Origin of the sequence: Azospirillum thermophilum (genome assembly GCF_003130795.1) — a bacterium.
Lineage (GTDB): Bacteria > Pseudomonadota > Alphaproteobacteria > Azospirillales > Azospirillaceae > Azospirillum > Azospirillum thermophilum.
In genome coordinates this window covers 510,939-536,358 of the sequence record NZ_CP029354.1, presented here as the reverse complement: position 1 = coordinate 536,358, position 25,420 = coordinate 510,939, and the positions used below count along the sequence as shown (strand labels likewise).

Below are 25,420 nucleotides of genomic sequence, written 5' to 3'. Positions count from 1 at the left end.
CCGCTCCCGTCCGTGCTCCCGCCTCCGCCTCGTCCTGCTGACGGTCGGCCTCGTGCTTGCCGCGTCGGCACCGGGCCATGCGCAGAGCGTCGGGCGGACGGCCGGCGTGCTGGACCGGCAGCGTCCCGACTATGACGCCACCGGCGTGCCGCTCGGCGGGTTCCGGCTCTATCCCTCCGTGACGCTGAGCCAGTCCTACAACGACAACGTCTTCGCGACGGAGAGGAACACGCGCGGCGACTTCGTCACGGTGCTGCAGCCGCAGCTTCTTCTGTCCAGCAACTGGTCGCGGCACAGCCTCGGCGCCACCGCCTATGGGCGCTTCACCCGCTACTGGGAGAACGAGGTCGCCGACACCGACGAGTATGGCGCCTCGCTCAACGGCAGCCTGGATCTGGCGTCGATGGGGACGGCGAGCGGCTTCGCCTCCTACGGACGGGGGGCGCAGGCCCGCACCGACCCGGAGGCGCCGGCCAACTCGCGCCCCTCGTTGTTCGACCGCCAGTATCTCCAGCTCAGCTACGACAAGGCGTTCAACCGCCTGCTGACGCGGGCGGAGATCGAGTACGACCGCTACGGCTTCGAGAACGCGGCCGACCGCATGCTCGACCGTACGGAGATGTCGGCGGCGGTCCAGCTCGGCTACCAGCTCTCGCCGCGCATCGCGCTGTTCCTGCGCCCGGTCTACCGCGACCGCCATTACGAGGAGCCGGGCGGCAACGGCGTCAGCCGCGACAGCGAGGAGTACAACCTGCTGGTCGGGGTCAACTTCGAGGTCGCCTCGCTGCTGATCGTCAACCTCTCGGTCGGCGGCCTCTACGCCACCTTCGACGATCCGGCCTATTCGGACCTGACCGGCGTGGCGATCAACGGCAGCGCCCGGTGGTTCCCGACCGAGCGGCTGACGGTCACCGCCTCCGCCCGCCGCTCGACCCAGGCGACGCAGCAGACGCTCGCCTCCACCCGGCTCAACACCACGGTCCAGCTCGCGGTCGATTACGAGCTGTACCGCAACGTCCTGGTGGGCTCGCAGGTCTCCTTCCGGGAGGACGAGTTCGCCGGCACGCCGCGCACCGACAAGACCTGGGGCGCCGGGGTGGGGCTGCGCTACCTGATCAACCGCACCATGGCGGCCTACACCGAGGTCGGGACGCTGCACCGGACCTCCACCGCGGCCAACGCGGGCTTCGACCAGACGGTGGTGACCGTCGGCCTGCGCCTGCAGCTCTAACTTTGCCTACACGGTGGGGGTAGGCGGGGAATCCTTCGGATCAGTCGCCCTGCCCCCGGCCTGTCCGGAAGAGCGGTTGCAGGGGATCGAGTGCATTGGCTTCCTGGTAATGTAACTAAAATCCACGCGATATCGAAGAACCGATACTGCCTTTCTCCAATAACGGGTCAGCGGAATGGAAGAGCATGTCAATCCCTGGAAGCCGATCTACGACATGTCTCGTGGTATTGCCGCGCGGCTGCCTTTCCTGAGACAGGCGGCCGAGTATGCCGGGCTCGGGCGGGTCGGTACCTACCTTGCGGAACGGGCCGTGCCCGCCCAGCCCGACCGTGTCTATCTTGAGACGGAGATTCTTCCGGCGCTCGCGGCGACCCGCCCGGCGCGCGTCCTCTTCGTCGGCTGCCGCCGCTACACCCGCCATTACGGGCAACGCTTCACGGCGGTCGGCAGCGCGTACCACACCACCGACATCGACCCGGCGGCCCGCCGCTGGGGGAGCGGGGCCGCCATGTCACCGGCGACGTCCGCAACATCCATTTCCATTATCCGGCCGGCCATTTCGACCTCGTCCTGCTGAACGGCGTCTTCGGCTTCGGCGTGGATGCCGAGGAGCCGATGAACGAGACGCTGGACGCCCTGCACCAGGTGCTGGCGCCCGGCGGCATCCTGCTGGTCGGCTGGAACCGCGGCCTGATCGCCGATCCCTGCGGCCTGCCGCGCATGCAGGCGCTGTTCCGCCACCAGGCTGTGCCGCCGCTGCCGGCGCGCAAGGCCTTCTCCGACCACATCCGGCACGTCTACGACCTGTTCCGCGCCGTCTGAGGCGGCCGGCCCCCTTCTCGATCCGTTCCGTGGCCCGATCCATGGCCCCACCCGTGGGAGGCACCGTGCCCGACCAGTTCACCCGCCCGGTCACCGACGCCGGGGCCGTCCCCGCCGCGCCGGTGGCGCTGCAGGACGACTTCGTCCGGGACCTCGAGCCCGGCACCGTGATCGGCACGACCACCCCGGACGGCCATCGCCGCGGGGGCGCCGACCCCGAGGGCGTGCTGACGGTGCGTGACGGCGTGCTGCGCATCCGGCCGCTGGCCGAGCCCGGCTGGGGGCGGGCGTCGCTCGCCTATGGTCCCTTCCGGCGGCGGGCCGGCCTTGCCATGGCGGTGCATGTCCTCAACGCCGACAACGGTTCCGCCCCCTACAGGCTCGGCAGCTTCCACCGCCGCGTCGGCCGCTGGCTGCTCGGCAGCGGCGAGACTCCGGTCCTCAGGCGGATCGCGCTGCTGCCGCGGCGCTGGCGGTGCGAGCCGCTGCCGCGCCGGCTGCTGCGCTGGGTCCGTGCGCTGAAGACGACGGTGACGGCCGAGCAGCTCGGCGGCAACCTCGCGGTCGGCTGGTTCGCGGCCGAGCGTCCGGCCAACCCGGCGGAGGAGGGCGGGGCCTGGGTGGTGCGCGGCGCCGGCCCCGACAACGCCCACCTGCTGTGCCGCTGTGCCGGCCGGCCGGTGCCGGTGGACAGCCGCTTTCCCAACATGCCCATGCAGTACATCGTCGTGCTGCGGGAGCAGGGGGCGGCCTACTACCTGTCCTCCGCCAGGGACGTCGCGGGGGCGGCCCCCTTCCCGATGATGCGGCCGGTCGCCATCGATCCGTCCGGCCACGCGGAGGAACTGTGGGCCGGGCTGCACCAGAGCGCGGTCTGCGAGATCGGCTTCAGCGGCGACACCCAGGTCCATGGCGTGCGGGTCGCCGACGTGGCCGACCTCGCGGTCTGGTACGGCACCGCCCAGGCGGCCGACGGCCTGACCGGCGCCGGCGACCTCGCCGGGACGCTGGCCGAGACCGGGGGACTGTGGACCGGCAGCCCCGGCGCCTTCCGGCGGACCGCCCGGGGTTGCGTCCCCTCCGGCACCGGGCCGGTGCTGCTGACGCCCTTCGTCCCCTCCGGCCTGATCCGCGCCGTCGTCGAGGCGGCCGGGCGGTCCGGCGCCGTGACGCTGGTCTGGCGCGCGGTGGATGCCGGCAACTGCTGGCAGCTTCGCCTGGAGGAGGGCCGCTGCAGCCTGGAGGTGCGCAGCGCCGGAACGGTCCGCATGCTGTGCGCGGTGCAGGGCCGCGGCCTGACGCCGGGCCGGGCGGTCGACGTCCAGGTGATGGACGACGGCTGCCGCATCCAGGTCGTGCTGGACGGCGAGGAGCTGTCCGAGCTTGCCACGGACGGGACGCTGCTGGCCGAGGGCTGCGGCGTCGGGCTGGCCGCGGAGGGGCCGGCGGTGGAGGGGCGGGATCCGCCGCTCGTCCGCCAGTTCGAGGCCCACCCGCGCGCCGTGCCGATCCCGGCCGCCCTGCGGCTGACCGCCCCCTGGTCCGACGCCGGCAGCCGCAAGGTGGTGGAGGAGCTGTTCACCGGCCCGCCGCGCGACGACCTCGACGGGTATGACTCCGGCGGGGCGGGCGGCGGGGCGGGCGGCGGGGCGGGCGGCAGGTTGGTGTGGCGCAAGCTGACGGGCATCGACCGCATCGCGCTCGACGGGACCGGCGGAGCCCGGGTGATGGCGGGCCCGGACCGACCGGTGCGCCGGCGCCTCGCCTACGGGATCGACTGGGCGCATCCGGAGCTGGCCGACCTCAGCGCGGTCATCCGGCCCCCCGAGGCGGAAGGCGACGAGGAGTGCCGCGGCCGGGCCGGGCTGATCTTCTGGCAGGACCCCGACAACTACCTGATGGTCAACAGCTGGCTGGACAACAGCCACAGCGGCGGCTTCAAGCACTGCGGTGCCGTGTCCTCCTTCTTCCATCTCAACGGCTTCGAGGACATCTACGACGCCGCCTGGACGAATGTCGGCGACGGCATCCGGCCGGGCCGGCCGGTCACCCTGCGGGTGGTCAGCGACGGCGACCGCTACCGCGTCCATGTCGACGGGCGCGCCGTGCTGTACCGCCGGCTGTCGGACATCTATCCCGGCTTCCCCGGCCTGACCATCCGCCGGGTCGGCATCCTCGCCAACTGGGAATGGGGCCACGACACCGGCAGCCGCTTCCTCTCCTTCACCGCCGGCACGCGGGATGCCGCGGGTTCCGGCCGGACCTGAGCGATGCGGGGGGAGCGATGTGGGGGCGGTTCGTCGGCTTCCTGACCGTCGGCTATTTCTGCCTGGGGCGGACCTTCGCCTATCTCGGCATCCCGCAGGCCAAGCTGTTCATCGGCGAACTGGCGCTCGGCGCCTTCATCCTGGCGAAGCCGCAGGCGGCGATCGGCGTGTGGGCGGCCTCGCTGCTGCGCCCGTCGCCGCTGGCCATGCTGTCGCTGGCGCAGTACCTGTTCCTGATCTGCGGCGTGCTGCAGGCGGTGCGCGGGCTGTTCGCCGGCTCGGGCTTCGACGTCATCAAGTATTTCGTCTTCAACTACTACAGCTTCTATCTCTATTTCGGCCTGTGGGCGGGGCGGGACGACCCGACCCTGCTGTCCCGCACGCTGCGCGCCATCGCCTGGGTCAACGGGGTGTACGGGCTGCTCTATCTGGTGGCGCTGAAGGACGTCGGGATCTTCCTGCCGGGGACGGAGAACGTCCGCGTCTTCAGCCAGGCCAACGCCTCGGCCGCCGCGGTGCTCGGCCTGGTCTGCTTCGAACCGCGGCTGGAGCGCGTCTGGCATCTGCTGCTCCTCAACATCGTCGTTTTGCTCGGCAACTCGGTCCGGGCGGAGTGGCTGGGGCTGGGGCTGGCGATCCTGCTGTGGGCGCTGCTGACCGGCCGGATCGGCCGGGTGCTGGGACTGGGGGCGGCGGGGCTGGCGCTGCTCGGCCTCGTCGAGCTGTCGGGCGTCCAGATCGCCGGCCGCGGCGAGGTCTCGGTCTCCAGCATCATCAGCCGGGCCGTCGCCCCCTTCGACGAGAAGCTGGCCTCCGAGTTCAGCCCCTATGCCGCCGAGGACGGCGGGACGCTGAAGTGGCGCCAGGCCTGGTGGGAGACGATCTGGGCCGCCGCCAACTCCGACCCGCAGCTCGAGCTGTTCGGCCACGGCTACGGCTTCGACCTGTTCAGCCTCGCCCCGCCCAGCGTGCGGGCCGGGCAGGAGCATGAGAATGTCCGAACGCCGCACAACGTCTTCTATTACGCGCTCGGCTATACCGGCTGGGTCGGCGTCCTGCTGTTCGCCTTCTTCCAGCTCTCCATCCTCGCCCTGCAATGGCGGTCCTACCGGCGGTCGGGCCAGCCCTTCGGGATGCTGTACTGGGTGGCGGGGATCGCGATCTCCTTCTTCAGCAACTATTTCGAGACGCCCTTCCAGTCCATCCCCTTCTATCTGGTGATGGGGATGGCGATGGCCCCGGTGCTGGGACCTCTGCCGGGCCGGTCCCTGCCGGAGCGGCCCGTGCCGGATCGGCCATCCCAGAATCGGCAGGAGGCCGCGCCGCCGCCCGGCCGCATCGCCGGGGCCGGCCGCCGCCGCTGACGCCCGCCGGTCAGCCGTCGCCTTCCAGCAGGGCGCGCCGGGACAGCACCGTGTCGGCGACGAACTCCGCCACCGTCCGCACGCGGGCGGAGTGGGCGAGGTCGCCATGCAGGACGAGCCAGAGATCCTCGGCGAAGACCTCCCGCGGTCCCAGGAGGCGGCGCAGCCCCGGCTCCCCGTCGCCGAGGAAGCAGGGCAGCACCGCCAGCCCCAGCCCGGCCGCCGCGGCGGCGGCCTGCGCCGACAGGCTGGTGGTGCGCAGCCAGGGTGCCCCGTCCTGCGGTCCGCCCGCCATTCCGCCCGCCATCGCGCCGGCCAGCCAGCGGGCGGCCGGCAGGTGGGAGAAGCGCTCCTCCCAGCCGACCAGCGCATGGTCGGCCAGCCGCTCGACGCCGCGCCAGGGCCGCGCCTCCAGATAGCCGGCCGCCCCGTAGAGCCCGTAGCCCTGCCGGCAGAGCCGGCGCAGGTGCAGGGTCTGCTCCTCCGGCCGGACGAGCCGCAGGGCGAGGTCGGCCTCGCGCCGCGACAGCCCGATGGTCGTGATCCCCGTCACCAGCTCCAGGGCCAGCCGCGGGTGCTCCGCCCGGAAGGCGGGCAGGGCGGGAACGAGGATGCTGTTGGCCAGCGTCTCGGCGGTCGCCAGCCGCACCGTCCCGGCGAGGTCGCCGTCGAGCCCGGTGGCGCTGCGCTGCAGGGCCGCCACCCCGTCCGCCACCGCCTCCGCCCGCGTCAGCAGCGCCCGGCCGGCGTCGGTCAGGAAGTAGCCGGTCTGGTGGCGGGCGAAGAGGGTGACGGCCAGCGCCTGCTCCAGGCTTTCGATCCGCCGGCCGGCGGTGGAGGGGCTGACCCGCAGCTCCGCCGCCGCGGCGGTCAGGCTGCCGGTCCGGGCGATGCTGAGGAAATAGCGCAGATCGTTCCAGTCGAGCATGCCGGGCGGCGCCGTCTTCCGTTCGGGGACTCCGCGTCCATCATCCTGCTTTCCCCGGCGCCAGGGAAGCCTGCGCCGCGCCGGACCCGGGATCGGGACCTGCCCGCCGGGACCTGCTGCCGGGCGTTCTTCCGGGCATCCTTGTGCGCGTTGTGCAGCGTGTTTCCGCCGCACAATGGGTGAGTCTGCGATTTGTCCTTTCGGTTCAACGGGTTGCCGCGACCGTTCGCAGGCTGCCGTTGTGCGGGGGATGCACAATGAAGGGCTGGGAGGGTGAAGGGCAGGGAGGCGATCGACCGGCGGCAGGCATGGTTCGGCCGGCGACCGTTCCAGCCTAACCGCGGGGCGGGGCCACGGCAACAGCGTTGGAAAAATCCAACAGCCCCGCCGGCCCCCTCCGCTCCCTTCGACCCCCGCCGCCGCCGTCAGATGCCGACGCCCTTCATGCCCTCCGCCGTGTAGCGCTCGCCGGCCGCCGCCCCCACGGGCAGCGTCTCGTCCAGCCACGCCATGTCCGCCGCCGTCAGGGTGACCCCGGCCGCCGCCAGATTCTCGACGAGGTGCGGGGCGCGGCGCATGCCGGGGATCGGCACGACGAAGGGCTCGCGGTGCAGCAGCCAGGCCAGCGAGAGCTGGGCCGGCGTGCAGCCCTTGCGCGCGGCGAAGGCGGCGAGCCGCTCGACCAGCGCCCGGTTGCGCGCCAGATTGTCGCCGGAGAAGCGGGGCAGGGCGCGGCGCATGTCGCCTTCCTCCAGTTGGCCGCCGTCGGTCAGCGCGCCGGACAGGAAGCCGCGGCCGATCGGCGAATAGGCCATGAAGCCGATGCCGAGCTCCCGGCAGGCGTCGAGCACGCCGTCGGCCTCCGGATCGCGGGTCCACAGCGAATATTCGCTCTGCACCGCCGCCAGCGGATGCACGGCATGGGCGCGCCGGATGGTGGCGGCAGAGGCTTCGCACAGGCCGATGGTCCGGATCTTCCCCTCGCGCACCAGTTCGGCGAGCGTGCCGACCGTCTCCTCCACCGGGCGCTCCGCCTCCAGCCGGTGGACGAGGTAGAGGTCGATGGCCTCGACGCCCAGCCGGCGCAGCGACGCCTCGCAGGCCTGCCGGATATAGGCCGGGCTGTTGTCGATCCGCCGCTCGTAGGCGCCCGGCTGCCGGACGATGCCGAACTTGGTCGAGACCTTGAGGCCGCGGTGCCGGGCGAGCAGCGGGGCGAGCAGGGTCTCGTTGTGGCCGAAGCCGTAGGTGTCGGCGGTGTCGAACAGGTCCACCCCATGTTCCACCGCCATCTCCAGCACCGCGGCCGACTGGCCGTCGTCGTGGTTGCCGTAGAAGTCGGACATGCCCATGCAGCCGAACCCGATGGGCGATACGCCGAGCGACGGGCCGAGTTGCCGTTTCCGCGCCATGATGGTCCTCCGTTTGCCGAATTCCGTGGCGCCAGATCTATCCCCCGGAAATGGCGGCAAAAAGCGAGAACCCCGCAAGAGGGTTTTCCAGAAATGGAAAACCCGGCCATCAGGCGCCGGCCGGACGGGGGCCGGTCATCTCCGCTTCGGTCATCTCCGCTTCGGCCGCTTCCGCTGTGGCCATCCGTGTTCCGGGAGGCGCATGCCGGCGGAGCAGCGCCGCCATCCGGCGCAACTCGTCCGAGCGCGGGTCGCTCGCCCGCCAGACGAGGCCGACGACGCGGCCGGGCTCGCCGCGGTCGAAGGGGCGGTAGCCGAGCAGGCCGCCGAAGCGCTGGGCGTCGCCGGTCGCCAGCAGCGGCATCAGCGTGCAGCCGGCCCCCGCCGCCACCATGTGGCGCAGCGTCTCCAGCCCGGTGGCGTGACGCCCGCCGCGGGCCTGCAGGCCGCAGGCGGCGAGCGCCTGATCGCGCAGGCAGTGGCCTTCCTCCAGCAGGATCAGGTCGGCCGGGTCGAGGTCCTCCACCCCCAGCGACGGCACCGCCGCCAGCCGGTGGCCGGCGGGGTGGGCGAGCAGGAAGGGCTCGGTGAACAGCGGCTCGGCCGCCAGACCGTCCCCGACGACCGGCAGGGAGAGCAGCACCGCATCCACCCGGCCCTCCCGCAGCTCCTCCAGCAGCCCTTCGGTGCGCCCCTCCGCCAGGGTGAGGGCGAGGTCGGGATAGGCGGCGCGCAGCGGCGGCAGGGAATGCGGGAACAGGTAGGGGCCGAGGGTCTGGATGGCCGCCAGCGTCAGCCGCCCGCCGAGCGGACAGCCGCCGCCGCGGGCGAGCGTCAGCAGGCGCCGCGCCTCCTCCAGCACCACGCGGGCCTGACGGATCACCGGTTCCCCCTCCGCCGTCAGCAGGACGCGGCGGCTCGTCCGCTCGAACAGGGTGAGGCCGAGCTGGTCCTCCAGCTTGCGCACCTGGGCGCTGAGCGAGGGCTGGCTGACGGCGCAGCGCTCCGCCGCCTTGCCGAAATGGCGCAGATCCGCCACCGCCACGACATAGTCCAGGTCACGCAGGGAAAGGCCGGCCAGATTCATAGGGATCGTCTATCGGATCATGTGGAACCATGTCTTTGATATATCGCCATCGCCGGCGGATAACCAGGGGCAGCGAACAACGACAGCAGATCGAAGACAAGGAGAGCCCCATGACCGGCCTGACGACCAGTTTCGGCCAGCCCGTCGCCGACAACCAGAACTCCCTGACCGCCGGGCCGCGCGGCCCCGTCCTCCTGCAGGACTTCCATCTGATCGAGAAGCTGGCCCACTTCAACCGCGAGCGGATCCCGGAGCGGGTGGTCCATGCCAAGGGGGCCGGGGCCTACGGCGTGTTCCGCGTCACCCGCGACGTCACGCCCTACACCCGCGCCGCCTTCCTGTCGGCGGTCGGCAAGGAGACCGAGGTGTTCGTCCGCTTCTCCACCGTCGGCGGCGAGAAGGGCTCGGCCGACGCCGAGCGCGACCCGCGCGGCTTCGCCGTCAAGTTCTACACGGAGGAGGGCAACTACGACCTCGTCGGCAACAACACGCCGGTGTTCTTCCTGCGCGACCCGCTGAAGTTCCCCGACTTCATCCACACGCAGAAGCGCAATCCCGCGACCAACCTGAAGGACCCCACCGCCATGTGGGACTTCTTCTCGCTGTCGCCGGAGACGATGCACCAGCTGACCATCCTGTTCAGCGACCGCGGCACGCCGCGCAGCTACCGCCACATGGACGGGTTCGGCAGCCACACCTTCTCGTGGATCAACGCGGCCGGCGAGCGCTTCTGGGTCAAGTACCACTTCAAGACCCGCCAGGGGATCGGGAACTTCACGGCGGAGCAGGCGGTGCGGATGGCCGGCATCGACCCGGACCACGCCACCCGCGACCTCTACGCCGCGATCGCCGACGGCGATTTCCCGGCCTGGACCGTCTCCGTCCAGATCATGCCGGAGCTGGAGGCCGACGCCTACCACCTGAACCCTTTCGACCTGACCAAGGTGTGGCCGCACGGCGACTATCCGCTGATCGAGATCGGCGAGATGATGCTGAACCGCAACCCGGAGAACTTCTTCGCCGAGGTGGAGCAGGCCGCCTTCAGCCCGGCCAGCGTGGTGCCCGGCATCTCCTTCAGCCCGGACAAGATGCTGCAGGGCCGCCTGTTCGCCTATGCCGACGCGCACCGCTACCGGCTGGGCGGCAACTACGGCCTGCTGCCGGTCAACCGGCCGCACGGCTGCCCGGTCCACACCTACCAGCGCGACGGGGCGATGCGCTTCGACGGCAACGGCGGCGGCGGGCCGAACTACGAGCCCAACAGCTTCGGCGGGCCGACCGAGACCCCGGCGGCGGCGGAACCCCCGCTGCGCATCGGCGGCGACGCCGCCCGCTACGACCACCGCGCGGGCAACGACGACTATGCCCAGGCCGGCGCCCTGTTCCGCCTGATCGGGACCGAGGCGCAGGAGCGGCTGATGGACAACATCGCAGGCTCCCTGCGCAACGCGCCGGCGGCCATCCGGCAGCGCCAGCTCGCGCATTTCCATGCGGCCGACGAGCGCTACGGCGCCGGCGTCGCCCGGCGGCTGGGCGTGGCGGCGGTCGCCGCCGGGTAGCGGCGGCCGCGGGGCGGCCGGAAAAGGCACGGGAGACGGAAGCGGGGGCGGGAGCGGACGGAGGACGCTCCCGCCCTCCGCATTTGCCCCCGGCGGCAGAGCCGTCCGCCTTTCCGGGAAAGTCCATAGCCGCGGGCATGAAGCGGAGCGGGCCTAGATCTTTGAAATCGTCTCCATCGGCGCAACTATTTTGTATGGTGCTGCTCATCTCTCTAGACTAAAGCCTAGTAAGAGGACACCATTGTTGGCTTGGAAGCTCCCCCTTTCGGTGCGGGAGAATGGCGGTGGGCGGCATGAGCTTGACGCGGCGTCTTATGCTGTTCGTGATCCTGGCCATGGTGCCGATCGCCGCCATGGAAACCTACAACCAGGTTTCCATCCGCCAGATCCGGGTGAAGGAGGTGCGGCAGCAGGTCCTGAACCTGGCCACTCTGATCGACGCCGCGCAGGATCAGATCATCCAGGGAGCCGAGCAGGCGCTCGGCATCCTGAGGACCCTGCCGATCATCCGCAGCGGCAACTTCGCGGCATGCCAGACGGTCCTGACGCAGGCCAAGCGGGGATTCCCCGGCTATCTGCAGATCCAGGCGACCGACGCTGACGGCGTCATCCGGTGCGCGACGGACGCCGCTTCGGTGGGGATCAGCATCGCGGACCGTCCTCATGTGCGGGCGGCCCTGCAGTCGGGCGACTTCACGGTCGGGGCCTACATCCGGGTGCGGACGACCGGAGAGCCCGCCCTGCCGTTCGCCATCCGCTATGAGGGAACGGACGGGCGCCCGGGGCTGGTGACCGCCTATCTCTCGCTGGGGTGGCTGTCCGAGTTCCTGAGAACCCGTCCCCTGCCCAACGACGCGGTGGTCGACATCGCGGACGGCGACGGGGTCCTGCTCGCCCGCCTGCCGGAGAGCCCGGGGCTGGTCGGAACCCGCCTTCCCGACCACTACATCGCGATGATCCGCGCGGCGGAGGCCGGGACCACGGAGCTGGCCGGCCTCGACGGGGTGAGGCGGCTGTTCGGATACGTCCCGCTGGCCAGTGGCGCGGAGGGGCTGTTCGTGGCCGTCGGCCTCGACGAGGAGGCGGTGCTGGCTCCGGTCGACGAGGCCGCCATCCGCTTTGCGGTGCTGACGGCCATCTTGGCCGTCGCCGGCCTCCTGCTGGTCTGGCGGGACATGCAGCGCCAGATCGCCGAACCGGTGGCCGCCCTGGTGGCCGCGACCGCAAGATGGCGCCGCGGCGACCATTCGGCGCGGGCCGGCCTGACCGGCGGCAGCACGGAGATGATCGCCGTCGGCCAGGCCTTCGACGCCCTGGCCGAGGATCTGGAGACCGAGGCGCGCATCCGCAAGGAGGCCGAGACCGCCCTGCGGCTGAGCGAGGCGCGCCTGCGCTCCATCGTCGATACCGCGGTGGACGCCTTCGTGATCATCAACGACCGGGGGTGATCCAGGCGGTCAATCCGGCGGCGGAGCGGCTGTTCGGCTATACCGTCGAGGAGATGGCCGGCCGCAACGTCCGCATGCTGATGCCGGACCCGGACCGGTCCCGGCACGACGAGTATCTCGGCCATTACCTGAGGACGGGCGAGCGGCGGATCATCGGCATCGGGCGGGAGGTCCTGGGCCGGCGCAAGGACGGATCGGTGTTCCCGCTGGAACTCTCGATCGCCGAATGGACGGTCGCGGGCGAGCGCCGCTTCACCGGCATCATGCGGGACATCACCAGCCGCCGCCAGGCCGAGGACAGCCTCCACCGCGCGAAGTCCGAGGCCGAGCGCGCGAACCTGTCGAAATCGAAGTTCCTGGCGGCGGCCAGCCACGACCTGCGCCAGCCGCTCCAGGCGACGTACCTGTTCATGGAAATCCTGCGCCGCCACGTGTCGAACGACGGCCTCGACGCGCTGGACCATGTCCAGCAGGGCCTGAACGTCCTGACCGAGCTGCTCAACCGCCTGCTCGACGTGTCGCGGCTGGACGCCGGGGCCGTGCATCCCCTGATGCAGCCGACCGTCCTCAACGACGTGCTGGCCGACATCGAGGCCGGCTATGCCGCGGCGGCGGCGGCCAAGGGGATCGGATGGCGGGCGGCGGGCTGCCCCCTTCCCGTCCGGACGGACCCCGTGCTGCTGTCGCAGATGCTGCGCAACCTCATCGACAACGCGGTCAAATACACCCGCAGCGGCGAGATCTCCATCGACTGCCAGGAAGCGGGGGACCGCGTCCGGATCACCGTGCGCGACACCGGGATCGGCATTCCGGAAGACCATCTGGGACTGGTTTTCGAGGAGTTCCATCAGGTCGACAATCCCGAGCGCGACCGGACCAAGGGCCTGGGCCTCGGGCTGGCGATCGTCCGCCGCCTGTCCATCCTGCTCGATCATCCGGTCGAGGTCCGCTCGCAGCCCGGCATCGGCACCGAGTTCGTCATCCTGCTGCCCATCGCCTTCGACTCCGTGCGGGCCAACGACAACCACGGGGCGGCCGGCGGAGCGGCCGGCGAGGAGGTGCCGGCGGGCCCGTCCGGCCGCTTCGTCGTCCTGGTGGATGACGACGTCGTCGTGCTGAGGGCGCTGGAGGCCATGCTGCGCTCCTGGGGGCTGGAGGTGCTGGCGGCCCAGTCCTCGGCGGACGCCGTGGACGGGCTGCGGCGCCTCGGCCGGCAGCCGGATCTGATCCTGTGCGACTACCGGCTGCGCGAGGGCAGGGTCGGGACCGAGGCCGTCCGCTCGATCCGCGAGATCGTCGGCGCCGACGTTCCGGCGCTGATCATCACCGGGGAGACCGGCGGCGAGGCGCTGCACGACGCGGCGGCGCAGCGGCTGCCCGTGCTGCACAAGCCGGTGCCGCCCGGCGTGCTGCGCCGTGAAATGGAACGGCACTTCGGCGTCGCCTGACGGGCCCGCCGCCGCGTGGCGGGCGGCTTTGTAACTTTTTGTATCAGCCCGCCGGGCTTGTTACCCGACTGATACAACATTGTTCGCCCGCCAACGGCCGGCCGTGGGTAAACTCCGGCAGATATAAGGGAAATCAAGAAAGGGTGCCGGTCCTGGGCCGGCTCCGAGAGCTGGAGGAACACCATGGAAGACTCGCGACCGGGGCTCCTGCGTTCCCTTGACGGGGCAGGTCCGGCACGCCGGATCACCGGCAGTGCGAGCCCGAAGAAGCGCCTGCGACCGCCCTTGCCGGCGGCCGTCCCCGCGCCTTAAGCCGGGCCGGCCTTCGCAGCGCTACGATCGGGCGGCCCGCTTCCTCCCTCGGCCTCTCCGGCGGCGCCGCATCACCGGCACCCAATCGAGCGACACCCCTCACGGGACATGAAGAGGCCGGCGCGCCGCGGTGCGCCCGGCACGGCCTCCACGCCGGGACCATGATCGTTCCGGCGGCGGGCAGGTGCGTGCCTCCGCCCGGACCCCGGCCAGTCCCGCCTGCCCATAGGACAGCACCCATGACGTCTGCGTCGTCCCTGCGCGAGCACACCGTGCGCGAGATCACCGCACCGCTTTCCGGCATCCTGGTCCCGCTGGAAACCGTTCCCGACCCCGTCTTCGCCAACAAGATGGTCGGCGACGGCGTGTCGCTCGATCCCACCTCCGACAACCTGCTCGCCCCGGTCGACGGCGTCGTCACCCAGCTCCACAAGGCCCACCACGCCGTGACCATCCACACGGACGACGGGCTCGACGTGCTGCTGCACATCGGCATCGACACCGTGATGCTGCGCGGCGAGGGCTTCGCCCCACTGGTGCAGGAGGGCGACCGCGTCCATGCCGGGCAGCCGCTGATCGTCTTCGACCTCGACCAGGTCGGCCGCAGCGCGCGCAGCCTGCTGACCCAGATCGTCATCACCGAAGGCGAGCGCGTGCTGGAGATGGCGCCGGCCAGCGGGCTGGTGGAGGCGGGCAAGACCCCGATCCTGCGCCTGCGCCTCGCGGGAAGCGACGCGGCCCCTGCCAATCAGGGCGGGGCGGGGCAGGGTCCGGCCGCCGCGGGCGCGGAGCCGCTGCTGTCGCCGGAGGTGGCTCTGCCCAATCCCTCCGGGCTGCACGCCCGCCCGGCCGCCGTCTTCGCCGCGAAGGCCAAGAGCTTCGCATCCGACATCGCCCTGCTGCGCGACGACACCGCCGTCAACGGCAAGTCGGTCGTCGCCATCATGGGGCTCGCCACCCGGTTCGGCGACCGGCTGCGGGTGAGGGCAAGCGGGCCGGACGCCGAAGCGGCCGTGCAAGCCCTCGCCATGCTGCTCGCCGAGGGGTGCGGCGAGGCGCCGGGGCAGGCGCCTGCCGCACCCGTTTCTTCCCCCGCCGCCGCCGCACCGCAGGCCGCCAGGCCGCGCGTCGCGGCCGGCGACGGGCGCACCTTCACCGGCGTGTCCGCCTCGCCCGGCCTGGCGCTGGGGCGCATCTTCCAGGTTCGCCAGGACGGGCTGACCGTGGAGCAGACCGGCGGCCCGGCCGCCGAGGAGCTCGCAGCCTTCGAGGCGGCGCTCGCCATCGCGGCCGAGCAGCTCGACGGGCTGAAGATCCACATGGCGACGCCGCACAAGGCGCGCATCCTCGACGCCCACAAGGAGCTGCTGCAGGACCCCGACCTGCTGGACGAGGTGCGCCGGCGCATCGGCGAGGGCAACAGCGCCGCCTATGCCTGGCAGCAGGCCTTCGCCGGCTGCGCCGCCAGGCTGGAGATGCTGGACAACCCGCTGCTGCGCGAGCGCGCCGCCGACGTCCGCGACGTCGGCCGCCGGGTGCTGGTCCAGCTCGTCGGCGCCCGCAGCAACGAGGTCGTCCTGCCGGAGGACGCCGTCCTGGTGGCGGAGGAGCTGTCGCCCTCGGAACTCGCCGGGCTCGACCGCAGCCGCGTGCGCGGCATCTGCACCGTCGGCGGCGGCGCCACCAGCCATCTGGCGATCATCGCGCGCTCCTTCGGACTGCCGGCGGTGGTCGGCGCCGACGACCGGGTCCTCGACCTCGCCGACGGTACCCCGGTCCTGCTCGACGGCAGCCGCGGCACGCTGAAGCGCGATCTGGACGAGGCGGAGCTGGCCGAGGCGAAGCGCCGGCTGGCCGAGCAGGTGGAGCGCCACCGGCTGGAGCAGCAGGCCGCCCACGCCCCGGCGGTGACCCGCGACGGCCACCGCGTCGAGGTGGTCGCCAACGTCAGCGGCGGCGAGGACGCCCGCGCCGCGGTCGCCGGCGGCGCCGAGGGGGTCGGGCTGCTGCGGTCCGAGTTCCTGTTCGACGAGCGGCCCGATGCGCCGAGCGAGGAGGAGCAGGCCGCCGCCTACCGCGAGGTCGCCGAGGCGCTGGGCCGCGAACGGCCGCTGGTGATCCGCACGCTGGATGCCGGCGGCGACAAGCCGCTCGCCTACATGCCGCTGCCGCGCGAGGACAACCCCTTCCTCGGCATGCGCGGGATCCGCGTCAGCCTGGACCGGCAGGATCTGCTGCGCGTCCAGCTCCGGGCGATCCTGCGGGCGGCACCGCTCGCCAACCTGCACATCATGTTCCCGATGGTCGCCGGCATCGACGAGCTGCGGCGCGCCCGCGCCATCCTGGAGGAGGAGCAGGCCGCGCTGGGCGTCACCGCCAAGGTCGGCATCATGGTGGAGGTGCCGTCGGCGGCGGTGCTCTCCGAGGTGCTGGCCCGCGAGGTCGACTTCTTCTCGATCGGCACCAACGACCTGACCCAGTACACGCTGGCGATGGACCGCGGGCACCCGCAGCTCGCCAAGCAGGCGGACGGCCTGCACCCGGCGGTGCTGCGCATGATCGCCATGACCGTCGAGGGGGCGCACGCCCACGGCAAGTGGGTCGGCGTGTGCGGCGGCATCGCGTCGGACGTCATGGCGGTGCCGGTGCTGATCGGTCTCGGCGTCGACGAGCTGTCGGTGGGCGTGCCGGCCATCGGGGCGGTCAAGGCCATCATCGGCCGCGTCACCCGCGCCGAGTGCCAGGAACTGGCGCGCGAGGTGCTGGGCATGGCGACGGCCGCCGAGGTGCGGGCGAGGCTGGCCCCCTACGGCGGCTGACCGGCCGGGGCGCCTCCCAGGACCGAGTTTTTTGAATGAGGGACCCGGCCGGGCAATCCGCCCGGTCGGGATGCGCAAGACCTTTGCCCAACTGGAGGGTGGAAATGTCTCCATTCGCATTTCTGCAGAAAATCGGCAAATCGCTGATGCTGCCGGTCGCGGTTCTGCCGGTGGCGGGCCTGCTTCTGGGTATCGGCGCGGCGGACTTCGGGTGGATGCCCGAACTGATGTCGAGCCTGATGAAGCATTCCGGCGACGTGATCTTCGGCAACCTGCCGCTGATCTTCGCCATCGGCGTGGCGCTGGGCTTCACCGAGAATGACGGCGTCGCGGCCATCGCGGCGGCCATCGGCTACATGGTGATGCTCGCGACACTCGGCGTGATGGCCGGCGTCTGGGGCCTGACGCCCAAGGTCATCATGGGCATCCCGTCCATGGAGACGGGCGTGTTCGGCGGCATCCTGGCCGGCGCGCTCGCCGCCTTCATGTTCAACCGCTATTACAAGATCGCATTGCCGGCCTATCTCGGCTTCTTCGCCGGCAAGCGCTTCGTTCCGATCATCACCGGCCTGTCGGCGATCCTGCTGGGCGCCGCCCTGTCGGTGGTGTGGCCGCCGGTCCAGTCGGGCATCGACGTCTTCTCGCACTGGGCCGCCGAGAGCGACCCGCGTCTGGCGGCGACCGTCTACGGCTTCGTCGAGCGTCTGCTGATCCCCTTCGGCCTGCACCACATCTGGAACGTGCCCTTCTTCTTCGAGATCGGCAGCTTCACCGACGCCGCCGGCAAGGTGGTCCACGGCGACATCAACCGCTTCTTCGCGGGTGACCGCACCGCCGGCATCCTGGCCGGTGCCTTCCTGTTCAAGATGTTCGGCCTGCCGGCCGCGGCCATCGCCATCTGGCACGAGGCCCGTCCCGAGCAGCGCGTCAAGGTCGGCGGCATGATGCTGTCGGCGGCGCTGGCCTCCTTCCTCACCGGCATCACCGAGCCGATCGAGTTCTCCTTCCTGTTCGTCGCCCCGGTCCTCTACCTGATCCATGCCGTGCTGGCCGCCACGACGCAGTTCCTGGCCAACACGCTGGACATGCACATGGGCTTCACCTTCTCGCAGGGCGGCATCGACTTCGTGCTGTTCAACGCGCTCGGCGTGAACGCGCAGCGCTGGTGGCTGGTGCTGATCCTCGGCCCGATCTATGCCGGCATCTACTACACCGTGTTCCGGGCCGCCATCCGCATGTTCGACCTGAAGACCCCGGGCCGCGAGGTGGAGGCCGCCGAGACCGCCGCCCTTGCGGTGTCCGGCGACGAGGCCGGCGGCCGGGCCGGCGACCTGGTGCGCGCCTTCGGCGGCCGGGCCAACATCGCCAGCCTCGACGCCTGCATCACCCGGCTGCGCGTCGCGGTGCGTGACCCGAAGCAGGTCGACCAGGCCAAGCTGAAGGCGATGGGTGCTGCCGGCGTCCTCGTGGTCGGCAGCGGCATCCAGGCGATCTTCGGCCCGCTGTCGGAGAACCTGAAGACCGAAATGCAGGAGTACCTGAAGGCCACCGCCGGCTCGGCCGACGGGACGCGGTCCCAGGCGGCCGTGACGGCAGGCTGACGGCACCCGAGCAGGAGATCCGCACATGTCCGCATTCTCGTTCCTGAAGAAGATCGGCCTCTCCCTGGCGGCTCCGGAGTCCGCTCCGGCCCCGGCTGCGGCCCCGGCTGCGGCCCAGCCCGAGGCCGCAGCCCCGGCGACGGACGACGATGGTGCCGCCCTGCGGCGGGCCGCCGGTTCGCCGGCGCTCCGCAAGGCGCTCGGCGGCGAGGCCAACATCAAGGCGATCGAGCCGATCGCCCTGACCCGGCTGCGCGTCGAGCTGCTGGACGGCGGGCTGGTCGATCAGGAGGCCCTCGGCCGTGCCGGCGTCCTCGCCGTCGCGACCCTGGCTGCCGGAACCCTGCACCTGATCGTCGGGTTGCCGGCCGAGCAGCGGCAGGCGGCCTGACCGGATCCACGTCCCACTCCCGCCCCCGACCCCGGCAGGAAGCCGGGGGAAGGGGCGGGCCCCCGCTCCCCTCAGCGGGACGGCGTCGAAGAGGCGGTTATGAGCACTCAGAAGCGTATCGGCATCCTCACCAGCGGCGGCGACTGCGCCGGATTGAACGCGGTCATCCGCGCCGCGGTCCACCGGGCGGAGCTGACCTACGGCTGGTCGGTGATCGGGCTGCGGGAAGGCACCCAGGGCCTGCTGCGGCGGCCCGTCGATTACCAGGTCATGTCGCTGGGCATGGTGGACGGCGCCATGCTGCGGCTCGGCGGCACCGTCCTCGGCACCACCAACCGCGGCGAGCCCTTCGCCTATCCCATGGGCGACGGCACGGTCCGCGACCGCTCCGACGAGGTCATCGGCGGCTTCCGCGAGCTCGGCCTCGACGCGCTGATCGGCATCGGCGGCGACGGCAGCTTCGCCATCCTGCGCCGGCTGGCGCAGAAGGCGGAGATCCCCTTCGTCGGCGTGCCCAAGACCATCGACAACGACCTCGGCCTGACCGAGGTGTCGGTCGGCTTCGACACGGCGGTCGGCGTGGCGGTCGAGGCGCTGGACCGGCTGCAGCCCACCGCGGCCAGCCACCAGCGCGTGATGGTGCTGGAGGTGATGGGCCGCGACGCCGGGCACATCGCGCTGGCGGCCGGCATCGCCGGCGGCGCCGACGTCATCCTGATCCCGGAGATCGCCTATTCCATCGAGGCGGTCGCCGCCAAGATCCGCCAAGTCCGCTCCACCGGCCGCAACTTCGCGCTGGTCGTGGTGTCGGAGGCGGTGAAGACGCTCGACGGATCCGGCGTCACCCGCGCCTACCATGGCGGCGAGACCCGCTATGGCGGGATCGGCAGCTACATCGGCGACCGCATCAGCGAGGCGACGGGGGCCGAGACGCGCGTCACCGTGCTGGGCCACGTCCAGCGCGGCAGCCCGCCCAGCCCGCGCGACCGGCTGATCGCCTCGGCCTTCGGCGTCCATGCCGTGGACCTGATCGCCGAGGGGCAGTTCGACCGCATGGTCGCCTGGTCCAACCGCGGCGTCCACAGCGTGCCGCTGGCCGAGGCCATCGCCCGCAACGCGCGCGTGCTGCCCGACGACCCGCTGATCACCACGGCCCGCGGCCTGGGCATCAGCCTCGGCGACTGACCCCCACCGGCGGCATCCCCCGTCCCCATCCGACCAGAGACCCATACCGACAGGAGAGTGCCGATGGTGGCCCATGTCGTTCCCGTTGATCCCTTCGACCTGATCGTCTTCGGCGCCACCGGAGACCTTGCGCGGCGCAAGCTGATCCCGGCGCTCTACCACCGCTTCCGCGACGGCCAGATGCCGGACGGGGCGCGGGTGGTCGGCGTCGCCCGCTCCGACATGGGCGAGGAGGAGTATCTGCGCACGGTGGACTCCGCCCTGACGGAGTTCGTCGAGCCCGAGCGGCTCGACCCCGAGACGCGCCGCCGCTTCCTCTCCTGCATGGGCTACCAGCAGATCGATGCCGGCGGCGAGCTGGGCTGGGAGATGCTGAAGACGCGGCTCGACGCCTCCGACCGGCCGGTGCGCGCCTTCTACCTGTCGGTGGCGCCGCACCTGTTCGAGCCGATCGCCGCCCGCACCCATGCGCTGGGCATCGCCGACGAGCGGTTCCGGCTGGTGGTGGAGAAGCCCTTCGGCCACGACCTCGCCACCGCCCGCGCGCTGAACCGCAGCCTGTCGGCCCGCTTCCCCGAGACGCAGATCTACCGGATCGACCATTATCTCGGGAAGGAGACGGTCCAGAACCTGATGGCGCTGCGCTTCGCCAACACGCTGTTCGAGCCGCTGTGGAACGGCCATCACATCGACCATGTGCAGATCACCGTCGCCGAGACGGTGGGCATCACCGGGCGCGGCCAGTATTACGACGGCGTCGGCGCCATGCGGGACATGGTGCAGAACCACCTGCTGCAGCTCCTCTGCCTGGTGGCGATGGAGCCGCCGGCCCGCTTCGACCCCGACGCGGTGCGCGACGAGAAGCTGAAGGTGCTGCGCTCGCTCGCGCCCGTCACCGATCCGCTGCACGTCGTGCGCGGCCAGTACCGCTGCGGCAGCCGCACCCCGTCCTACCACGACGAGGCGGAGCGGCCGGACAGCCGGACCGAGAGCTTCGTCGCGCTGCGCGCCGAGGTGTCGAACTGGCGCTGGGCCGGCGTTCCCTTCTACCTGCGCACCGGCAAGCGGCTGCGCAGCCGCATGTCGGAGATCGTCGTCCAGTTCAAGGAGGCGCCGCATTCGATCTTCCGCAGCCGCAGCCGCCATCCCGGCCCCAACGTGCTGTGCATCCGCCTGCAGCCCAACGAGGGCATCAAGCTGGGGCTGACGATCAAGGATCCGGGTCCCGGCGGCATGCGGCTGGCCCCGGCCGAGCTGGACATGACCTTCGACGCCACGCTGCGCGAGCACGGCCTGCGCATGCCCGACGCCTACGAGCGGCTGGTGATGGACGTGATGCGCGGCGACCAGACGCTGTTCATGCGCGGTGACGAGGTGGAGGCCGCCTGGGCCTGGGTCGATCCCATCATCGCCGACTGGGAGGACCGCAAGGACCGGCCGCACCCCTATGATCCCGGCTCCTCGGGGCCGGAGGACGCGCTGATGCTGCTGCATCGCGACCGCCGCCGCTGGAGGGAGATCGAGTGATGCCGAACCTCATGCCGCACGTGATGACCCAGGTGATGCCGATGGACATGATCGTCGCCGAGAGCCGCGGGGCGCTGGCCGCCCGGCTGGCGGCCGAGGTCGCCGGGGAGCTGCGCCACGCCCTGGACACCCACGGGCGGGCCTCGCTCGCGGTGCCCGGCGGCACCACGCCCGGCCCCTTCCTGGAACGGCTGGGTGCCGAACCCCTGCCGTGGGAGCGGGTGACGGTGACGCTCAGCGACGAGCGCTGCGTGCCCGCCGACCATCCGCGCTCCAACTACCGGCTGGTCGCCGCCACGCTGCTGGCGGGGCCGGCGCGGGCCGCGCGCCTCGTGCCGCTCTACGACCCGGCGCTGCCGCCGGAGGAGTCGCTGGCCGTCTGGTCGGCGGAGCTGGCGCGGGCGGTGCTGCCGCTCGACGTCTGCGTGCTCGGCATGGGGGACGACCTGCACACCGCCTCGCTGTTCCCCGGGGCCGCCGGGCTGGCGGCGGCGCTGGACCCGGCGGGCGAGCATCCGCTGCTGCCGGTCCGGGCGCCGGCGGACGGCGAGCGGCGCATCACCCTGACCGCCCCCTGCCTGCGCGCCGCCGGGCATGTCCATCTGCTGATCCAGGGGACGGCCAAGCGCGAGGCGCTGGACCGCGCGCTCGCCAGCCGCAGCGTCGCGGAGGCGCCGGTGCGCGTCGTGCTCGACCGTCCGGGCCGCACGACGGTGTGGTACGCGGACTGAGCGGTCCGGGCCGCGGGCGCGCGGGCGCAAGGAGGCTGGTACTTCGGGGGCGGTCTGGTAAAAGGGCGGGACGTCGTCCGGGGCACTGTGGCAGATCAAGGCGCATGGCAGAGCAAGCGGTCACCTTTCCCCATCTCCAGACGCCCGGCCGCCGGGCGGTGGACGGAAGGAAAGCCATGCACCGGTCCCACCGATCCCGCCCGCGGGCGGCCATGATGTCCGCCTCCGCCGCCCTGTCCGCGGCAATGATGTCCGCGGCCATGATGTCCGCCGCCGCCCTGTCGGCGGGGCCGGCCGCCGCCGAGCCGCGGGTCGAGGTGCTGCATTACTGGACCTCGGGCGGGGAATCGCGGGCGGTCGCCGTGCTGAAGCAGGATTTCGAGGCGGCGGGCGGCACCTGGAAGGACGCCCCGGTGGCGGGCGGCGGCGGCGACGCGGCGGCGACGGTGCTGCGCTCGCGCGCGCTGGCCGGGGTGCCGCCGACCGTGGTGCAGCTCAAGGGGCCGAACATCAAGGACTGGGCTTCCGAAGGGGTGCTGGTGACGCTGGACGACGTCGCCGCGGCGGAGCACTGGGACGCGCTGCAGCCGGCCGCCCTGCAGGAGGTGGTGAAGTACCAGGGGCACTACGTCGCGGTGCCGGTGAACATCCACAAGGTCAACTGGATCTGGGCGAACCCGGCGGTGCTCGCCAGGGTCGGCGCCCGCGTGCCGCAGAGCTGGGAGGAGTTCAACGCCACCGCCGACCGGCTGAAGGCGGCGGGCATCGTCCCGCTCGCCCACGGCGGCCAGCCCTGGCAGGACGCCACCCTGTTCGAGACGGTGGTGCTGGGGATTGGCGGCGCCGACTTCTTCCGCCGGGCGCTGGTCGGGCTGGACGAGGCGGCGCTGCGCTCCGACACCATGATCCGGGTGTTCGACCAGATGCGGCGGCTGCGCGGCTATGTCGATCCCGGCTTTTCCGGCCGCGACTGGAACCTCGCCACCGCCATGGTGATGAACGGCGAGGCGGCGATGCAGATCATGGGCGACTGGGCGAAGGGGGAGTTCCTGGCGGCCGGCAGGCAGCCGGGCCGCGACTTCCTGTGCGCCCATGCGCCGGGGGCGCCGGGCTTCATCCTGAACAGCGACAGCTTCGTGATGTTCAAGGGCAGGACGCCGGACCAGGCGGCGGGGCAGACGCTGCTGGCGCGGCTGGTCTTCGGGCCGAAGTTCCAGGAGACCTTCAACCTCTACAAGGGGTCGATCCCCGCCCGGCTGGACACGCCGCGCGACCGCTTCGACGTCTGCGCGCAGCAGGCCATGGAGGATCTGAAGAGCAGCATGGAGGACCGGTCGCTGGTGCCGAGCATGGCCCACGAGATCGCCGTGCCCGGCGCGGTGCGCGGCGCGATCCTGGACGTGGTGACGGAGCACTTCAACACCGGCATGACCTCGGCCCAGGCGGTGGACCGCCTCGTCGCGACGATCGGGCTGGCGCGATGACGGGGCCGACGGCAGACCCGGCGCCGGACGTCCGGCGGACCCGCTGGCGGATGCTGCTGCAGCGGCACATGTCGAAGATCGTGCTGGCGCCGTCCTGCGCCGCCATCCTTCTGTTCGTCTACGGATTCGTGCTGTGGACGACCTGGATCAGCGTCACGCCCTCGCGTCTGCTGCCGGTCTACGAGTTCGCCGGCTTCGACGCCTATGTGCGGCTGTGGCAGATGGGGCGCTGGCACATCGCCATGACCAACCTGATCCTGTTCGGCGGGCTGTTCGTGCTGGTCTCGCTGGCGGTGGGGGTGCTGCTGGCGGCGCTGATCGACCAGCGCATCCGGGCGGAGGGGCTGCTGCGCACCATCTACCTCTATCCCATGGCGCTCAGCTTCATCGTCACCGGCACCGCCTGGAAATGGATCCTGAACCCCACCATCGGCATCCAGCAGTTCGTGCGCGACCTCGGCTTCGAGGACTTCACGCTGGACTGGATCGTGCGGCACGACCTCGCGGTCTACACGCTGGTGATCGCCGCGGTGTGGCAGAGCTCCGGCTTCGTCATGGCGCTGTTCCTGGCGGCGATGCGCGGGGTGGACGGGGAGATCGTCAAGGCGGCCCGGCTGGACGGCGCCAGCACGGCGCGGATCTACTGGGGCATCATCCTGCCCGCCGTCCGCCCGGTCTTCTTCAGCGCGGTGGTCATCCTGGCCCATCTGGCGGTCAAGAGCTACGACCTCGTCGTGGCGCTGACCGGCGGCGGCCCCGGCTTCGCCACCGACCTGCCGGCCACCTTCATGTACGAGATGACCTTCCGGCGGAACCAGATCAACGTCGGCGCCGCCAGCGCCATCATGATGCTGGCGACCGTCATGGCGATCATCGTGCCCTATCTCTATTCCGAACTGAGGGGGGGCAAGCGTGTCTGACGATGCCGCCCCGCCGCCCGGCCGCGGGCCGGCGGCACTGGCCGGCCGGCTTGCCCTGTTCGCCGTGCTCGGCCTGTTCGCGCTCTATTATCTGGCGCCGCTGCTCGTCATGCTCTCCACCTCGCTGAAGAGCATCGACGAGATCCGCTCGGGCTCGCTGCTGTCGCTGCCGCGCGAGATCAGCCTGGAGGCGTGGGGCCATGCCTGGAACAAGGCCTGCATCGGCGTCGACTGTTCCGGCCTCGCCCCCTATTTCTGGAACTCGCTGCTGCTGGTGGTGCCGAGCGTGCTGATCTCCACCCTGATCGGCGCCTTCAACGGCTATGCCCTGACCAAGTGGCGCTTCCGCGGCGCCAACGCCGTCTTCGCCCTGATCCTGTTCGGCAGCTTCCTGCCGAGCCAGCTCGTGCTGCTGCCGATGGCGCAGACGCTGGGCTGGCTGCAGATCGCCGGCACGACCAGCGGGCTGATCCTGGTCCATGTGGTGTACGGGCTGCCCTTCACCACGCTGTTCTTCCGCAACTACTTCGTCAGCCTGCCCGACGATCTGGTGAAGGCGGCGACCATCGACGGCGCCGGCTTCTTCCAGATCTTCTTCAAGATCATGCTGCCGCTGGCCCGGCCCATCCTGGTGGTCACCGTCATCTGGCAGTTCACGCAGATCTGGAACGATTTCCTCTACGGCGCCTCCTTCGCCGCGGGCGATGCCCAGCCGGTGACGGTGGCGCTCAACAACCTCGTCAACACGACGACCGGCGTGAAGCAGTACAACGTCGACATGGCCGGCGCGATGATCGCCGCCCTGCCGACGCTGCTCGTCTATGCGCTGGCCGGCCGCTACTTCGTCCGCGGCCTGACCGCCGGTTCCGTCAAGGGATAGTCAC

At 71.5% G+C, this 25,420-nt stretch carries 20 protein-coding genes; 17 read left to right on the top strand and 3 right to left on the bottom strand.

Annotation, left to right across the window (positions count from 1 at the left end; all coding sequences use genetic code 11):
* Positions 1-52 precede the first annotated feature (52 nt).
* The 5 genes from DEW08_RS20605 (at position 53) to DEW08_RS20585 (ending at position 5,684) form a co-directional block, all read left to right on the top strand.
* Positions 53-1,231 carry an outer membrane beta-barrel protein gene (locus tag DEW08_RS20605; protein ID WP_168220449.1) on the top strand — a complete coding sequence of 393 codons (1,179 nt, stop codon included), beginning with the start codon at positions 53-55 and terminating at the stop codon, positions 1,229-1,231.
* Positions 1,232-1,406: 175 nt separating this feature from the next.
* A complete protein-coding gene (locus DEW08_RS20600; protein ID WP_109330775.1) occupies positions 1,407-1,808 on the top strand; it encodes a hypothetical protein in 402 nt (133 codons plus the stop codon).
* Between the two features lie 38 nt (positions 1,809-1,846).
* Positions 1,847-2,053, top strand: coding sequence for a hypothetical protein (locus tag DEW08_RS20595; RefSeq protein ID WP_109330773.1), 207 nt, complete (start codon positions 1,847-1,849; stop codon positions 2,051-2,053).
* A 65-nt stretch (positions 2,054-2,118) separates the two neighbouring features.
* Positions 2,119-4,320 carry a nucleotide-binding protein gene (locus DEW08_RS20590; RefSeq protein WP_146214741.1) on the top strand — a complete coding sequence of 734 codons (2,202 nt, stop codon included), beginning with the start codon at positions 2,119-2,121 and terminating at the stop codon, positions 4,318-4,320.
* Positions 4,321-4,337: 17 nt separating this feature from the next.
* Positions 4,338-5,684 carry an O-antigen ligase family protein gene (locus DEW08_RS20585; protein ID WP_168220448.1) on the top strand — a complete coding sequence of 449 codons (1,347 nt, stop codon included), beginning with the start codon at positions 4,338-4,340 and terminating at the stop codon, positions 5,682-5,684.
* A 10-nt stretch (positions 5,685-5,694) separates the two neighbouring features.
* Here DEW08_RS20585 and DEW08_RS20580 read toward each other — a convergent pair whose 3' ends face one another.
* From DEW08_RS20580 to DEW08_RS20570, 3 genes are all read right to left on the bottom strand, one after another.
* Complete coding sequence (locus tag DEW08_RS20580; RefSeq protein WP_109330767.1) at positions 5,695-6,612, bottom strand: LysR family transcriptional regulator; 918 nt, start codon at positions 6,610-6,612, stop codon at positions 5,695-5,697.
* A gap of 425 nt (positions 6,613-7,037) precedes the next feature.
* Positions 7,038-8,024 carry an aldo/keto reductase gene (locus tag DEW08_RS20575; RefSeq protein WP_109330765.1) on the bottom strand — a complete coding sequence of 329 codons (987 nt, stop codon included), beginning with the start codon at positions 8,022-8,024 and terminating at the stop codon, positions 7,038-7,040.
* A 109-nt stretch (positions 8,025-8,133) separates the two neighbouring features.
* On the bottom strand, positions 8,134-9,111 hold the full coding sequence (locus DEW08_RS20570) for a LysR substrate-binding domain-containing protein (RefSeq protein ID WP_109330763.1): 978 nt from the start codon (positions 9,109-9,111) through the stop codon (positions 8,134-8,136).
* A 110-nt stretch (positions 9,112-9,221) separates the two neighbouring features.
* On the opposite strand from DEW08_RS20570, the gene DEW08_RS20565 reads away from it, so the two are divergent.
* From DEW08_RS20565 to DEW08_RS20510, 12 genes are all read left to right on the top strand, one after another.
* Positions 9,222-10,670 (top strand): catalase, encoded by a 1,449-nt coding sequence (locus DEW08_RS20565; protein ID WP_109330761.1) that lies wholly within the window; start codon positions 9,222-9,224, stop codon positions 10,668-10,670.
* A 299-nt stretch (positions 10,671-10,969) separates the two neighbouring features.
* Positions 10,970-12,118, top strand: a complete 1,149-nt coding sequence (locus tag DEW08_RS20560; RefSeq protein ID WP_146214740.1) for a cache domain-containing protein — start codon at positions 10,970-10,972, stop codon at positions 12,116-12,118.
* Positions 12,115-13,566, top strand: coding sequence for an ATP-binding response regulator (locus DEW08_RS20555; RefSeq protein ID WP_168220447.1), 1,452 nt, complete (start codon positions 12,115-12,117; stop codon positions 13,564-13,566). The genes DEW08_RS20560 and DEW08_RS20555 overlap by 4 nt, the downstream gene beginning before the upstream one ends.
* Positions 13,567-14,117: 551 nt before the next feature.
* The gene (gene ptsP, locus DEW08_RS20550; RefSeq protein ID WP_109330756.1) at positions 14,118-16,697 is read left to right on the top strand and encodes a phosphoenolpyruvate--protein phosphotransferase; all 2,580 of its coding nucleotides are present in this window, start codon (positions 14,118-14,120) and stop codon (positions 16,695-16,697) included.
* A gap of 104 nt (positions 16,698-16,801) precedes the next feature.
* The gene (gene ptsG / locus DEW08_RS20545; RefSeq protein ID WP_109330754.1) at positions 16,802-18,298 is read left to right on the top strand and encodes a PTS glucose transporter subunit IIBC; all 1,497 of its coding nucleotides are present in this window, start codon (positions 16,802-16,804) and stop codon (positions 18,296-18,298) included.
* A 25-nt stretch (positions 18,299-18,323) separates the two neighbouring features.
* On the top strand, positions 18,324-18,689 hold the full coding sequence (locus tag DEW08_RS20540; protein ID WP_109330752.1) for a PTS sugar transporter subunit IIB: 366 nt from the start codon (positions 18,324-18,326) through the stop codon (positions 18,687-18,689).
* Positions 18,690-18,788: 99 nt separating this feature from the next.
* Positions 18,789-19,874 carry an ATP-dependent 6-phosphofructokinase gene (locus DEW08_RS20535; protein ID WP_109330750.1) on the top strand — a complete coding sequence of 362 codons (1,086 nt, stop codon included), beginning with the start codon at positions 18,789-18,791 and terminating at the stop codon, positions 19,872-19,874.
* A 63-nt stretch (positions 19,875-19,937) separates the two neighbouring features.
* A complete protein-coding gene (gene zwf / locus DEW08_RS20530) occupies positions 19,938-21,401 on the top strand; it encodes a glucose-6-phosphate dehydrogenase (RefSeq protein WP_109330748.1) in 1,464 nt (487 codons plus the stop codon).
* Entirely contained in the window at positions 21,401-22,132 is a 732-nt protein-coding gene (gene pgl, locus DEW08_RS20525) for a 6-phosphogluconolactonase (RefSeq protein WP_211107250.1), read from the top strand. The genes zwf and pgl overlap by 1 nt, the downstream gene beginning before the upstream one ends.
* 260 nt (positions 22,133-22,392) lie before the next feature.
* Entirely contained in the window at positions 22,393-23,616 is a 1,224-nt protein-coding gene (locus DEW08_RS20520; RefSeq protein ID WP_245986726.1) for an ABC transporter substrate-binding protein, read from the top strand.
* On the top strand, positions 23,613-24,536 hold the full coding sequence (locus DEW08_RS20515; protein ID WP_109330746.1) for a carbohydrate ABC transporter permease: 924 nt from the start codon (positions 23,613-23,615) through the stop codon (positions 24,534-24,536). The genes DEW08_RS20520 and DEW08_RS20515 overlap by 4 nt, the downstream gene beginning before the upstream one ends.
* Entirely contained in the window at positions 24,529-25,416 is an 888-nt protein-coding gene (locus DEW08_RS20510; protein WP_245986725.1) for a carbohydrate ABC transporter permease, read from the top strand. The genes DEW08_RS20515 and DEW08_RS20510 overlap by 8 nt, the downstream gene beginning before the upstream one ends.
* Positions 25,417-25,420: the final 4 nt, after the last annotated feature.